At 46.2% G+C, this 13,285-nt stretch carries 11 protein-coding genes and 1 pseudogene; 4 read left to right on the forward strand and 8 right to left on the reverse strand.

Annotated features, from left to right (window positions below; translation table 11 throughout):
- Positions 1-2 precede the first annotated feature (2 nt).
- On the forward strand, positions 3-3,518 hold the full coding sequence (locus tag FDW97_RS16265; RefSeq protein WP_137351324.1) for an AAA domain-containing protein: 3,516 nt from the start codon (positions 3-5) through the stop codon (positions 3,516-3,518).
- 166 nt (positions 3,519-3,684) lie between these two features.
- On the opposite strand, the gene FDW97_RS16270 is transcribed toward FDW97_RS16265, so the two are convergent.
- The 3 genes and pseudogenes from FDW97_RS16270 to FDW97_RS23650 all read right to left on the reverse strand — a co-directional run bounded on the left by FDW97_RS16270 (position 3,685) and on the right by FDW97_RS23650 (position 5,815).
- Positions 3,685-4,623 carry a glycosyltransferase gene (locus FDW97_RS16270; protein WP_137351325.1) on the reverse strand — a complete coding sequence of 313 codons (939 nt, stop codon included), beginning with the start codon at positions 4,621-4,623 and terminating at the stop codon, positions 3,685-3,687.
- A gap of 544 nt (positions 4,624-5,167) precedes the next feature.
- Positions 5,168-5,560 (reverse strand): VOC family protein, encoded by a 393-nt coding sequence (locus FDW97_RS16275; RefSeq protein WP_137351326.1) that lies wholly within the window; start codon positions 5,558-5,560, stop codon positions 5,168-5,170.
- 50 nt (positions 5,561-5,610) lie between these two features.
- Positions 5,611-5,815: pseudogene (locus FDW97_RS23650) on the reverse strand (hypothetical protein).
- Positions 5,816-6,111: 296 nt separating this feature from the next.
- Here FDW97_RS23650 and FDW97_RS16285 point away from each other — a divergent pair.
- Positions 6,112-6,720, forward strand: a complete 609-nt coding sequence (locus FDW97_RS16285; RefSeq protein ID WP_137351327.1) for a DUF1062 domain-containing protein — start codon at positions 6,112-6,114, stop codon at positions 6,718-6,720.
- Between the two features lie 167 nt (positions 6,721-6,887).
- Here the strand turns inward: FDW97_RS16285 and FDW97_RS16290 are convergent, their stop codons facing one another.
- The 4 genes from FDW97_RS16290 to FDW97_RS16305 form a co-directional block, all read right to left on the reverse strand.
- Entirely contained in the window at positions 6,888-7,307 is a 420-nt protein-coding gene (locus tag FDW97_RS16290) for a putative zinc ribbon protein (protein ID WP_137351328.1), read from the reverse strand.
- Complete coding sequence (locus FDW97_RS16295) at positions 7,295-7,723, reverse strand: putative zinc ribbon protein (protein WP_137351329.1); 429 nt, start codon at positions 7,721-7,723, stop codon at positions 7,295-7,297. Before FDW97_RS16295 ends, FDW97_RS16290 begins: the two co-directional genes overlap by 13 nt.
- Positions 7,724-7,841: 118 nt before the next feature.
- Positions 7,842-8,048 carry an AlpA family transcriptional regulator gene (locus FDW97_RS16300; protein ID WP_045333443.1) on the reverse strand — a complete coding sequence of 69 codons (207 nt, stop codon included), beginning with the start codon at positions 8,046-8,048 and terminating at the stop codon, positions 7,842-7,844.
- 84 nt (positions 8,049-8,132) lie between these two features.
- The gene (locus FDW97_RS16305) at positions 8,133-8,720 is read right to left on the reverse strand and encodes an inovirus-type Gp2 protein (RefSeq protein WP_137351330.1); all 588 of its coding nucleotides are present in this window, start codon (positions 8,718-8,720) and stop codon (positions 8,133-8,135) included.
- Positions 8,721-9,365: 645 nt separating this feature from the next.
- On the opposite strand from FDW97_RS16305, the gene FDW97_RS16310 reads away from it, so the two are divergent.
- Positions 9,366-10,574, forward strand: coding sequence for a hypothetical protein (locus FDW97_RS16310; RefSeq protein ID WP_137351331.1), 1,209 nt, complete (start codon positions 9,366-9,368; stop codon positions 10,572-10,574).
- Positions 10,575-10,873: 299 nt separating this feature from the next.
- On the opposite strand, the gene FDW97_RS16315 is transcribed toward FDW97_RS16310, so the two are convergent.
- On the reverse strand, positions 10,874-11,713 hold the full coding sequence (locus FDW97_RS16315) for a hypothetical protein (protein ID WP_137351332.1): 840 nt from the start codon (positions 11,711-11,713) through the stop codon (positions 10,874-10,876).
- 502 nt (positions 11,714-12,215) lie between these two features.
- On the opposite strand from FDW97_RS16315, the gene FDW97_RS16320 reads away from it, so the two are divergent.
- Positions 12,216-13,103: a GTPase family protein gene (locus tag FDW97_RS16320; RefSeq protein WP_137351333.1), complete on the forward strand. Its 888-nt coding sequence runs from the start codon at positions 12,216-12,218 to the stop codon at positions 13,101-13,103.
- Positions 13,104-13,285: the final 182 nt, after the last annotated feature.

Below are 13,285 nucleotides of genomic sequence, written 5' to 3' on the forward strand. Positions count from 1 at the left end.
GAATGGACAGCAATACTCAAGGATTCACTTCATACTGGCGTAATACCTTAGCTGATGCCGAGTCTGGAAAAGGGGCATTTGAGCGCAAAGATGAAGATTCATTCACGCAATGGATGAACGTTGATCAGGGAAGGTTGGGTGAAGAGATCGTGCAATCGTTCTTCGAGGGCGAAGACGAGCAGGTTAAGACCGTTGAGGTACTACTACGGCCACAAGTATGGATCCGTCTGTTAAAGCATGGCAAGGAACGTACGGCAGGCGTACCAAGTATAGTTACGCCTCTGGTGACTTCTGCACTGTTGAACCGCGAAGGCTTTTTATTCCCTACATCGCCAGCCACCATTCCCCGTGACCTGCTCGAACCTCTCCCTAAGGGTACCTTTTCTATTGGTGAAATGCCGGAATATGACAAGTACAAAACCACGCATGATTCAATTACTTTTGGTCCCAGTAATGAGGATGAGCTGCTTGTTGAGACTGATGATCAACGAGTGGAACGATATGCTCGTTATCAGCAGTTGTGGCAAAAGTACCTTAAAGACACTGATGAACTTTTAAAAAATGTTGCTGGCAGATGGCTCGCATCACCTGAGCAATATGAACCAGCTGGATATGGCTACATTATTAAAGCCAACCAGCCTGGAGGGGCCAGCCTCCATATCCTGCCTATGTACGATCATCTGCTGTCGTGCAAAAAAGAGGTGCCATTGCTGGCGCGCTTTGCCTCGAAAGATAAGTTTCCTGTTGAGCCGCTCCTTGCCAGTAATGCCATGTTCAGTGAGCGTCTGGGGCATTCTGGTGATAAATTTCCGCTGGCTGTGGCGCAGCGCGATGCCCTTAGCCATTACCTCACTCAACAGCCGGGCGATATTCTTGCCGTGAACGGTCCTCCGGGAACCGGGAAAACTACTCTGGTTCTTTCAATCATTGCTACTGAGTGGGCGAGGGCAGCTTTAAACAAAACTGAACCGCCGGTGGTGATTGCGACATCAACCAACAATCAGGCCGTCACCAACATTATCGAGGCCTTCGGTAAAGATTTTGCTACCGGCACTGGGCCTATGGCCGGGCGTTGGTTACCTGAAGTAAAAAGCTTTGGCGCTTACTTCCCGTCTTCGGGACGGAGAGCCGAGGCGGTAAAAAAATACCAGACGGAAGACTTTTTTAACCGTGTTGAATCCCTTGAATATGTTGAAGATGCCCGGTGCTTCTTCCTTGAAAAGGCAAGGGCAGCTTTTCCTAGTAAGGAATGTCATTCACCTGAACAGGTTGTGGATCTCTTGCATCAGCGTTTGGTTGAAATCTCTGCAGAGCTTGAGCAAATCGAGCCTGCGTGGGATGACCTCAACGCAATTCGTCAGGAGCGGCATGCCATCAGTGACGATCTCGAACAGTATATTCAGGATAAGAGAACGTTACTGCTCAATAGCACAAATGAAATCTCGCTATTAACGCAAGGCAAAAAACAGTGGGAGCAATATCGAGCCGGTGAGTCGATCATGTACACTCTCTTCTCCTGGCTTCCTGCCGTGCGTACTAAGCGTCACTATCAAATGAAGCTGTTTTTGGAGGCTACGTTTGGCCAAAGAATGACAGCATTCCAGGGATCTCAGCCTGATGGAATTGATGCCTTTATCGATGGATTGATTGAACAAGCTCATAAAGAGCAGGCTGGGTATCAACAGCAAATTGATCTTGCTGAGGACATTTCCCGACGTGAAAGCGAAGCAGCTATACGCTGGCACGATATTACTCACTCACTGGGAAATCCGGGCGAAACAGAGTTGAGTCTGCATGAAGCCGATGAGCTTGCAGATACACAGCTCCGTTTCCCGGCGTTTCTGCTGGCGACGCATTACTGGGAAGGCCGGTGGCTGATGGATATGGCTGCTATCGATAACCTTCAAAAAGAAAAAGGTCTTAAAGGGGCGAAGGCCATTAAAGCCCGCTGGCTGCGTAGAATGAAACTAACCCCTTGTGTCGTGATGACCTGCTTTATGCTTCCTCACCATATGCTCATCAGGGAGCATGTTGGCGGCAAGAAGTTTGATGATGGCTATTTATATAACTTTGCCGATTTGCTGATTGTCGATGAAGCGGGGCAGGTGTTGCCTGAGGTTGCGGCAGCTTCTTTTGCACTGGCGAAGAAAGCCCTGGTGATTGGTGACACAGAACAGATTGCGCCTATCTGGAATAGCTTGCCCGGTATTGATATCGGCAATATGGTTGAGGAGAACATTCTTCCGGGAGGTACGCAGGAAGAACTTACTGAAGCTTATGCCCTGGTGTGTGACTCTGGAAAAAGTGCTGCATCTGGCAGCGTTATGAAGGTTGCACAGTTTAATTCCCGCTACCAGTACGATCCGGATCTGGCGAGAGGGATGTACCTTTATGAACACCGTCGTTGCTTCGATAACATCATTGGCTACTGTAACACCCTCTGCTATCACGGTAAGTTGCAGCCCAAACGAGGGGAAGAAAAAGAGACAATATTTCCAGCAATGGGATATTTGCATATCGATGGTAAAGGTATGCAGGCCAATGGTGGAAGTCGCTATAACGACTTTGAAGCGAAGACGATTGCGGCATGGCTTGCAGCGCACAAAGAGGAAATCGAGCGTCATTATGGCGAACCTCTACATAAAGTAGTGGGGGTTGTTACCCCATTTTCGGCACAAGTCAGTACGATTAAATCGTCATTAGGTAAGCTGGATATTAATTGTAGTGGCGATGAAAATTCGCTGACAGTCGGTACTGTTCATTCATTGCAGGGGGCGGAAAGGGCGATTGTGCTTTTCTCCCCTGTATATTCGAAGCATGAAGATGGCAGTTTTATTGACAGCGACAGTAGCATGCTGAACGTCGCCGTTTCACGAGCTAAAGACAGCTTCCTGGTCTTTGGTGATATGGATCTGTTTGAGATCCAACCCGGATCGTCACCTCGGGGATTGCTGGCGAAATACCTGTTTGCCTCCACTGATAATGCATTGCAGTTTGAGTTTCAGGAGCGTCAGGATTTAAGTACCTCACAAACGCAGATTTCAACCCTACACGGGGTGGAGCAACATGATGCGTTTCTGAATCAGACTTTTGACGCCATTAACCAGAGCATTACTATCGTTTCTCCATGGCTCACCTGGCAAAAGCTGGAACAAACAGGTTTTCTGGCATCGATGTCTCAGGCGCGCACCCGTGGTATTAATATCACTGTAGTAACGGATAAAACGTTTAATACAGAGCATGCAGATTTTGAAAAGCGCAAAGAAAAACATCAGCGCCTAAATGAAGCATTGGAAAAGTTGAATAAAATGGGTGTCACGACGAAGCTGGTTAATCGTGTTCACAGTAAGATTGTGATTGGTGATGAGGGGCTGCTCTGCGTCGGTTCCTTTAATTGGTTTAGCGCTACGCGCGATGAGAGATATCAACGATACGATACGTCGATGGTATACCGTGGCGAAAGTTTAAAAAGCGAAATTAAAACGATATATTCTAGCTTGGAACAACGTCAGTTGTAATTCTCAATTATCGTTTCTAGGTTAACTGCCGAGACACTACCAGGTAACATCGCTTTAGGGATGCTACTTGGTGGTTACTTACTGCAGTATTTTGTAGCTATAGGACTACAATTGCCCAGCACTTAAGAAGGTTAGGTAGCACCAACAGAGCATTATTTTATGCACGCTAAAAAATTGTACGCATTAGCTTGATAAAGAAAAATATGTCACTGAGGCTGCTAATACCTTGGAATAAACTAATAAAGGATATATTTTTGTTGGAACTGGTTTTAACGTTGGATTTATCCATAACCTTTTTCCGATATAACCCCAAAAAGTGACGAGCCTCAACTAGCGCATGCCGGTACAAAAATATCTTTATTTTTTTGTTTTGTTTATCATCCGCTAACTGGATGATATCTTCGATCACTTCAACATAGCTTATAGCACGAATATCGTAGTAATCCGGCCGATGCGTGATAGAGGCCTTATTATTGATATAGATATAGTCCTTAATATCCAATGTGCAGAATCGACCATTGCTCGCCGCAAGATGAACCGTCCAGAGAATGTCTTTATGGCTTCTTCCGGGCTGGAAGTGCAGTGAATGCTGTTTGATATAGGATGATCTGACCATTTGCAGCCACAGGTAATGCGGCCATTCGCGATGGATAACGCAGTGTCTGATCCACTCATGACCTGACAACGTCGCTTCACAGGGCTGCTTAGTATGAACGGCTCTTCGGTGGTTGTCAGCGCCAGAATGCCAGCCATTAAAGATCACGACGTCGGCTTGCGACGCGGTAGCTGCTTGCCATCGTTTTTCAATGAACCCGTCGGTAATATCATCGTCAGCATCGAGGAAAACAACCCACTCTCCCCGATGGATGTCTAGGGCCGTATTGCGTGCTGCGTAGACGCCTTGATTGGTCTGCTTGATGAGAATGAGTCGGTCATCATGGATTTGACGAAGAATGTTGGCTGTTTCATCAGTAGAACCGTCATCAATAACGATAAGTTCAATAGCCACGTGGGTTTCACTGAGGATTTTATTAACCAGACTATCAATGGTCTCAGCGGCATTGTAAGCAGGGATAATGACGCTGACATCGATTCTATTTTTCATATTGAGCTATGATTTTCCTTCGTTGTCATCCCTGAGGCGTCTGATTGGGATAATCCGTCTTTCCCTGATTTCCTGGTCGATATCAAACAAGCACTCGTCGCAGAATTCTTTATCGAGTGAGAGCAATCGCTCAAGGACACTTCTTTTTTTGTTGCAACGTGCGCATCTCTTCATCTTTCCGCGTCTTTGCGACCTCGTAATTTGGGATACATGGAAAATGGGCGTAGCAAGCCTCGGCTAGATAACTAACCGTAATAAAAGGTTTTTCTTCGAGTAAGTTAAGACAAGGATAACCAGGCAGGGCGCATGAAAGATAATCGTTTTGATAGATCGGTTTTTCGATATTGATCGTTGGCACCGATCAATATGAAATGCGGTTCCGTGACTTATATTACCGGCAGGCTCATGACTTCAGGCAAAATGGCGACTGTGTTTTTGAATGTGAGAACGACTTTTAGAATGCGCAGCTGTTTGGTCTGGAGCGGGTTTTATAAAGGATATATGAGCGGCAGGTAGGGGCCCTGAGGCCCCCGATTTATCGTTCTCAGGATTGTGCGGTGTAATAGACGAAAGCTAGCTTGTTGCCATCAGGGTCTCTGACGTAAGCGCTGTAGAATCCTTCGCCGTAATGTGGACGCAGGCCCGGAGCTCCTTCGTCAGTGCCGTCGTGGCTTAACGCGAGCGCGTGAAGCTGCTGGATGTGTTCGGCAGAACGTGCAATCAGGGCGACCATCACACCATTTCCTGTCGTGGCATCCTGTTTATCAAAAGGTCTACCGACACCCAGTGCTGTCGTGTTATTACCGTTGAAAACGCCCCACCATGCGACGTCCTCATTCCTGCCACCACGGGGATACCCCAGCATCTCCATCAACGGATCGTAGAATGTAATAGCGCGTGGCAGGTCGTTGGTTCCGAGCATAATGTAAGAAAACATCGGCTCTCCTTAAAGGATTCAGGGGGAGTGTAGATAATCAGCTCAAATCACTAGTCCGCTTTATGCGCCCAGGCTGGCATTGCCGTCAGGTAACGTTTTTTTGTGCCCGACTTTTTGCCAGCAATCCAGGAAACCCTGTATCGCCTTTTACCAGTGTTTAAGAGTACCGCTTCGGCTGCTGCAGTAGTCATTATGTGCATCAGGTGCATACATCGCCATTTCGCAGGTCTGAAAAAACCACTCATGCTGCGTCATCACGTGCTCCTTCAGTCAGTTGATTACCTGCTAAACATACAAACTTACTGCACGGACTTTAGCGGGTCAGATCAATACCCCCCCGCTGTAACCACCATGAATATTGATTGAACTCATTTACCCGATAAGTGCCATTTTGATAGCCTCGACTTATCTCGTTGACCATCTACAGGATTGTAATGTTGGAAATCTTTTATTAACCCACTGAAAAACATCGGTTAAATATTTTTCATACATAAATACTCATGGTCCGTTCAGTACGGATCCGGTTTTGTATGGGTTAAAAAAGGTACGTTATGAAAGTTACATGGACCGTCACGCCTGTGGGATATCAGCGCATCGCGAAACGCTGCCCTTCATGCAACATTAAACGGGACTTCACACCATCAGGGGCATTTCGGGTTAATTCGCAAAAGAAGGTGCTGGACGTGTGGAATATCTATAAATGCACACACTGTGATTACACCTGGAATATCTCCCTGTTTTCACGCCTGCACGTCAGCAAGATCGACCGCCAGCTTTATCATCGGCTAATGACAAACGATGCCCCCACGGTACAGCACTTTGCCAGTGATATCGCGATTCTGAAGCGGAACAACGCAGAGCTATCGGGTCGGCCTGATTTTACCGTTCAGGAGCGCTGGCCGGTAAGCATCACTGCCCACCAGCGGGTCCGCGTTAGTGTCAGGATTTCCCGTTCATTTCAGGTCAGCCTGCTGTCGATATTGAAGCAGCAGCTTATGTTGAGCGCCGGTGAAATTGAGAGAAGGGTGGAGGCGGGGCAGATCAGCGGCGTTACGATGAAGATGCTTAAATCGAGAAAGCTGAAGACTGGGGAGTATAAGTTCCAACTATCTCTGGATACGTTGTATGCTAGACGAAGGATCCCTCTGAAACAACGATAAAAGTAAGAAGCTCACCTTAAGGTTATTGGAATATAAATATCGAGGCCTTTCAAAGTTGTGAACGAAATACCAATAAAAAAGGTGAGCTTCAGCTTTTAATCATCAATCACCACTATCTGAATAGGCCTCCAAACAAAGTAAGAGAGGAGAAGGGTAAATTTATTCGGCTAGTCAGATAAGAAGAGCGCTTTGTTAGCAGTATGCTCAATGCTGTAAATACCAGAATGGCATTTTTTACAATGCTTGTTACCGACGTAATCTTCAGTACAAAGAACGCAGTACCAGTGAGTGGGCGGGCTGGTCGAGGTATCGATCGCATAAGTGATCTGCCGCAATTTTTTAATACGGGCAGCTTCCTTCTCCCATGGGTCAACCCAGGCGCACTTCATCAGTTGATGGTGAGATATCGAGTGCTGAATATGTTCAAACCAGGGACCTTCTTTCTCATCCCCTTTATGTAATATAAGCCTGCAGCCACAGCTAGCGCATGTCCAGTATTCATTGGTATTGGAGGCTTCAGCGGCCTTCTTGGCAGTGACATACTTGTTGTATATGTTGTTTGCCAGAAAGCATTTCAGTATGCGCATACCGTTACCTTCCTATTCCGGTCTGCTGCACCGGAGAGCGCCCGGTTGTAATCACCGGTACGGCAGGTCATGCAGTACCGTTCGCCGTGGTAATCGCTGTCGCACTCCGAACAGTGCCATCCGGCCTTCCGCACTACCGGGAGGACATCAGGGACGTAACGGTGCAGCATGCGAATCCTCCGTACTTCCTTTGGCTCAGGATGCACATACGGGCAATGGTGGCGTCCGTTCTCTGTCAGGTCTTCCCATGTGTGTTCAAACCACGGACGGTTAGTACCCCATTCAGGGTGGAATACCAGCGCGCTGCCGCAGAGGTGGCAGGTGTAGCGGTCGTAAGTGCTAAGCTGTGCAGTGACCGCGCCCGTGAGGCGCTGATTACCGTCAAGCGCGATAAATGATTTGGCATAAATCGTCATAGTATTGGTCCTTTGCCATACGACCGCGCAGGCGTAAACCGTCCCAAGGAGGGCAGCAGTGCAGGTCATAGGACTGGTGGTGTTAAATCAGGTGGGAGATGTGACTGCGTTCGACAGGTTACTGCCGGGACTGAGCAATGCGTTGCTGCAGCCAGGCTTCCACTTCGCTTTCAAGCCAGCGGGAGCTTCTGCCCAGCTTAATGGGTTTAGGGAATTCACCCAATGAAATGAGTTTGTAGAACCATTTGTCGGTTAAGCCGGTGAGTTTTGTGATAAACGCCATATCGACAAATTTGTCGGTAAGAAGGCTGGCAGGTGTGGTCATCATTTTTCTCCTTGAATGAATGGGAGAAGGAGCCAGGTATGGTGAATGCAGACTCCTTCAAACGATGTGGCACCGACGTATTTTTTAACTGGCTTTTCGCCGCCTGCCTGCTGTCCGTGGTGCAGGAAGGTCACTCAACTGGCAGATAACCCCCAGGCTTTTCTGTGCCTGCTTGCTGAGGTAGCTGAGGATATACTGCATACCTCTACGGCCTCTGGCATCGTCATAAGAGGTCACCCATTCTCCTCGCACGCGATAATGCTCTTTAGGTTCACAACGGTGTGTATGCCCTTCTCCCCACGTCACATTCTTCCAGGTATCCCTGAGTGCTTCAAAGACAGTCCAGACCTGGCGATGCTTCTGACCGTTGAGGTAAAACGCGGCGTGGATGTGGTAACCATGCTGTTCAGTTTGTTCCAGCACCCATGCGTAACCCACCAGCCCGTTGATATCCCCACTGCGTTGAATCAGTAACGTTATATCCGCTACTGTTGAATGAATATCTCCCTGACCATGCGAATCGCTGTCCTGCAGGTACGAGAAGTCCACCCGTAGCATTAACAGCTTGGAATAACGCTCAAATAACTGGTCCTGATGTCGTCGTAGCTTTTGGCTCAGGGCTGTGTGCTGAACGTAACTGAGATTGATATCGGCCGTGTCGTGGTAGCTCATGTCTGATTCTCCATGTGAGTGTAATCGTCATGGGAATGGATATTGGCGTCAGTTTTGAAATGAGATGAGGGGACGTAATGTTCTGCGCTACTCTGATGATTGCCGTGCTCGGGCATCGCTTCTGGGAAGTGGAGGGTTACGAAAGTTCATCTCTATAAAATATCATTTTATTCCTTAATTAAATGATTTCTGTCCCGCGATTCATGCGCTTTAAGGCAGGAGCATTTGCTCATCTCATGGCGTTAACCTTGTTGGCATATTCGCCAGTCTTGACCAGATGATTTTTAAAAATCTTACCATCTCAAGGCTCTCCCCCAGGACCTAACTCAGCGGCATAAAGGAGCCGTATTTAAGCCACTTTCCGCTATATTGCTGTAACAAATAGGCCAAAAATAGACGGAGCAGGCTGTTTGCAAAGCATTTTTGGCAATAAACCCAGTAGTAACGGTATCTGTAAGTGAGGTAAATAATTAAAAAACGAAGATGTGCATCATAAAAGACGATGATTTATTGTATTAAAATTGGGCTGTTTCATACTAAAAAACAAACATGATAAACGTCAAAATTCGTACAGTTGAAGTATGAAAATTGTGTGTTCGGACGAGTGACAATTTCAATGTTGCAGCGAGTTGAGAGGAGCGAGGGATGGCAGGCCTGAAGGATGACTTTAGAGTGTTTGACTTACGCCGGGAAGACCTGGCCTATGAGAGTCCTAACCAAAGGTGGGGGGAAATCAGCCATCAATATTTCTTTGTTGGGTTCGAGCGCCTGGAGGAGGATGAAAGGCCAGATAAGGATGAAAAGTCCCAAGCTAGCTTCAGGATGTTCGATATGCTGGACAAACTTTATCTGAACCAGGCGACCAGCGATGGGCAAGAGTTTAGAAGACCGAAGACGAAGTTTCGTGATTCTCAGCCAATCCGCAGCGAACAGTTAGAGAAAAAGTGGAAAGATGCGCTTGTAAAAGCGATCTCTGATAAAGAAAAGGCATTATCTTATCTCAGCGAGAACTATCGGAAGGTTGTAAGAAAGCATCGTCAGATTGAAATGTTAACTCTGTGTTTTTATTTACCTCTTGATAAAGGGGAGAAGATACAGAACATACGGATTAAAAAAGATGACTCTCGTTTCAGACTACAACTCGCTGAACTTGAACGACGCTTTACCTTGATGAGGAAAAGGATAATTGCGGATCCGCTTTATAAAGCCGCCTGTGGTTACTCGCGAGTGATACTGATAAATGCGAGATTTGAGCCTTTCTATCTGGTGAATTTCTTTTTCAAAAAGAATCCAGACAGTCGGATCGATAGCTTAGTCTCATTAGACATTTACAGGAAATGGATGCAATCGGGTAAGAAAGAAAACAAATCTGGTGAGCAGGTTGGGTACTATTGCTTTAAGGATGCATCCCGGCCACATGTTCCAGAAGACAGTGGGCTATTTATTCGCAGGCCAGACCGAGTAACCGATGTTGGTCAATTTTCAGACCCGATCTCCTTGGTTTTATCAGAAGAAAGGAAATTCGAAAACAACCGCAAAGATTATCTGGCGTTCTTTCGCCTTCAGGCCCAAATCTATAATGTTATTCCAGGTGCTCGAACCCTGACATGTTCTGACGATTTTACCTACATAAACGCAGTTGAGAAGAAACGCAGAAAAGCCAAAAAAGAAGACCTGAAGAAGAAATCCAAAACAGCATTACCTATCACTGAAACTTCAGCTATACCCGGAAATGATCTCTATGATAAAGAGAGCTCTCCCGAGTTGCCTTACCTGTTCGACGAATTTAATGATGACCTGCCTTCAAACTTTGAGGAGCATGTCTACGGGATTTTAAAAGAGGAGAAGCCGTAACATTACTTTTAGTGGTAGCTGATCGACGTCAGAAAATGAACCAGTGGCTATGGTTTCTCAGGCAAATGCGGTACATAGTGGCAAACTCAAACAGCCACCAGGTATCATTCCAGTCATGTTACTGGATAGTTCAACGTCTGCTATGAGCGAGAAGCAGATATTGGCGTCACAATGAGGCTGAAAGATTTTCAATATTGAAGATAAATTAGTTAAAAGAGTTATTTTAATTTTAATTAAACGCGATAAAAATAACTTATTGAAAGTGAAAAGTTAATGCAAATAGAAAGCTATCGAATTTGTTAATTTCTATTTTGCTGGGCAAGGAAACTCGCGCGAGCATTGTTTTTATAATCCCTATAGTCTAAATCACGAAGATTTCGAATGTGACTAGAAATGATTCTATAGTGCTCATTAAACTCCTGAGCTTTATAGTCACGACGACGCTGTACTGCAAGGTTATTAATTGCAGTACATATAGCACTAAGCAATTTTTTCCTTTCATTTATAGAGAGTAAATTTTCGTAACGAATTAAAAAACCCTCCGTTATATCTGCACTAATTTTAAAATAAGTTGAACTTTGCCAATCATCGCGTGTGGAAGTAAATGGATGGATCCATTGGCCATGTGCAATTTTGTTTCGATAAGTAATGGTTTTTGAGAAATATTCACTGATCCAATCAGATATCTTAATATAAATATTATAAATACTAAAATCGCAATTATCTTCGGTCAAGTCCATATGTAATGGTAACTGAACACTTTTCTTTACAGCAATAGTCAAAGCAGCTTTCCATTTATCTTCCAAACTATTGTTGTTGTAAACAATCGCTCTTTCTGGTTCAGTAAAGGCTCCGTTTTCATATAGCAAAACATGAATTCTTGATTCAATCCATATGCCCATTAGCATCGAATAAAGCCGAGTAAATGTTAACTCTAGAGTTGTATCTTCTGTTTTAGCAATAACGTTGCTTAATTGCTTTCTAGCTTCATCAAGTGCTTTTGCGACAGAGTCAAAATTGCTTTGGTGCCATGTCTTAACTTTAAAAATGTAAGCGTCAGGATCAGAAAGATACAACTCATCCTCTCTACAAGGAGACGAAGGAGGGGGAACTATTAATGAAGTATCATTCTGAGCCATCTCATATACTCTAACGAGAATCCTGATGCCAAAAAACTCGCTTGAGTTTTTTGGCATCCAGGATTCGAACCTGGACCTCTCTATTGCTAGAGCGTGCACCTTTACACCACTGCCCTACGGATAAGGTAACAGGATTATATAAAGGACACAACAACTTAAGCTGGGTGAATTTTAAGCGTTAATATGAGAAGTTGATTAAAAAAGTTCGTACCATTCTATTAACACTGCAGGTTCAATTGTTCAAAAGTTATCTTCTCAACTCTAAAACTCCCTAAACTTCAACCTAAAGTGCCGGAATGTTGACTTATAGAAACGTCCGCTCCTAGCACGAAGCAGACCCGCATAACTAATTCATTCGCCTTCATCCAGTGGCCGCTTAAATCGATCGCCAGAGCAGAGGTCTAAAATTTAGTCAGTTATATATCATCTTACTGAATACCTTCACCTTTATCTTCAACAGGCCATCCCTTCTGGATGGCCTTTTTTTCATTCAGAGGCCAGTATGAAACATCTCTCGGGCTATGCCCTTATTCGCCGCCATCTGCGGCGTTATCCGCACGCGCTGCGCGAGCATCTAATCCAGGAACTTAACCGTCTCGTCACTTATGAACCGGTGATTGGCATGGTAGGTAAAACCGGCGTCGGTAAATCCTCACTGTGTAACGCGCTGTTCCGTAGTGAAGTCTGCGCAGTCAATGCAGTGGAGGCCTGTACCCGTCAGCCACAGCGCGTACGGCTACGTTTCGGTACTCACTTCCTTACGCTTGTTGATTTGCCCGGTGTGGGTGAAAGTGTTACCCGTGACGGTGAATACCGTGAGCTGTACCGGGACATCATGCCGCAACTCGATATGGTGCTGTGGGTGCTCAAGGCCGATGACCGGGCTTATGCGGTGGAAGAGCAGTTTTATCGGGACGTGTTCGCGCAGTACAGCGGACCGCAGCCGCCGGTGCTATGGGTACTCAATCAGGTAGACAAAACTGAACCTGCCGAACAGTGGCGCTGGCCGTCCGCTCAGCCCTCGGCATTACAGGCGGAACGAATTGCGCAGAAGCAGCAGGCGGTAGCCCGTCAGTTAGGAATTGCTGAGCAGGACATTCTTCCCGTTTCGGTCCGGGGGCGTTATCGCCTGTCCCGACTGGTGGAGGCCATGATTACCCGGCTCCCAAAGCAGGCCCGCAGTCCACTTGTGCCGCACCTGCAGAACGGGTATCGCACCACCAGCGTCATCAGCACCGCAAGCAGCAGCTTTGGTGATGCCGTGGTGGAGGTTATCGATAAGGTCATTGACCTCGCTCCGATTCCACAGGTGGCCCGTTCGGCATTACAGGCTGTTACGCACACCGTCGCTCGCACGGCACGCTCCCTGTGGGGATTTTTCTTCGGTTAGATAAACATCTTCATTTTTGTCGATAAGCGTTTTTGCTTCGTCACGATCGAATTCATCGATCGAACAGATCGATATTCATCGTTGTACCTGATAAGTCCCTCAGTTACATAATCCATTGGGATTCATGTCATTACGTTATTTCTTCATTAAAAATCAATGCGATGACTCGCAGGAATTGTCAC

It is taken from the genome of Citrobacter sp. wls708 (assembly GCF_005281255.1).
Lineage (GTDB): Bacteria > Pseudomonadota > Gammaproteobacteria > Enterobacterales > Enterobacteriaceae > Citrobacter > Citrobacter werkmanii.

Bases quoted from the DNA above. Each gene is read 5' to 3' on its own strand.
- FDW97_RS16265 (WP_137351324.1), top strand. From the start codon at position 3: ATGGACAGCAATACTCAAGGATTCACTTCATACTGGCGTAATACCTTA.
- FDW97_RS16315 (WP_137351332.1), bottom strand. From the start codon at position 11,713: ATGGCTCAGAATGATACTTCATTAATAGTTCCCCCTCCTTCGTCTCCT.
- FDW97_RS16270 (WP_137351325.1), bottom strand. From the start codon at position 4,623: ATGAAAAATAGAATCGATGTCAGCGTCATTATCCCTGCTTACAATGCC.
- FDW97_RS16285 (WP_137351327.1), top strand. From the start codon at position 6,112: ATGAAAGTTACATGGACCGTCACGCCTGTGGGATATCAGCGCATCGCG.
- FDW97_RS16310 (WP_137351331.1), top strand. From the start codon at position 9,366: ATGGCAGGCCTGAAGGATGACTTTAGAGTGTTTGACTTACGCCGGGAA.
- FDW97_RS16320 (WP_137351333.1), top strand. From the start codon at position 12,216: ATGAAACATCTCTCGGGCTATGCCCTTATTCGCCGCCATCTGCGGCGT.
- FDW97_RS16290 (WP_137351328.1), bottom strand. From the start codon at position 7,307: ATGCGCATACTGAAATGCTTTCTGGCAAACAACATATACAACAAGTAT.
- FDW97_RS16300 (WP_045333443.1), bottom strand. From the start codon at position 8,048: ATGACCACACCTGCCAGCCTTCTTACCGACAAATTTGTCGATATGGCG.
- FDW97_RS16295 (WP_137351329.1), bottom strand. From the start codon at position 7,723: ATGACGATTTATGCCAAATCATTTATCGCGCTTGACGGTAATCAGCGC.
- FDW97_RS16305 (WP_137351330.1), bottom strand. From the start codon at position 8,720: ATGAGCTACCACGACACGGCCGATATCAATCTCAGTTACGTTCAGCAC.
- FDW97_RS16275 (WP_137351326.1), bottom strand. From the start codon at position 5,560: ATGTTTTCTTACATTATGCTCGGAACCAACGACCTGCCACGCGCTATT.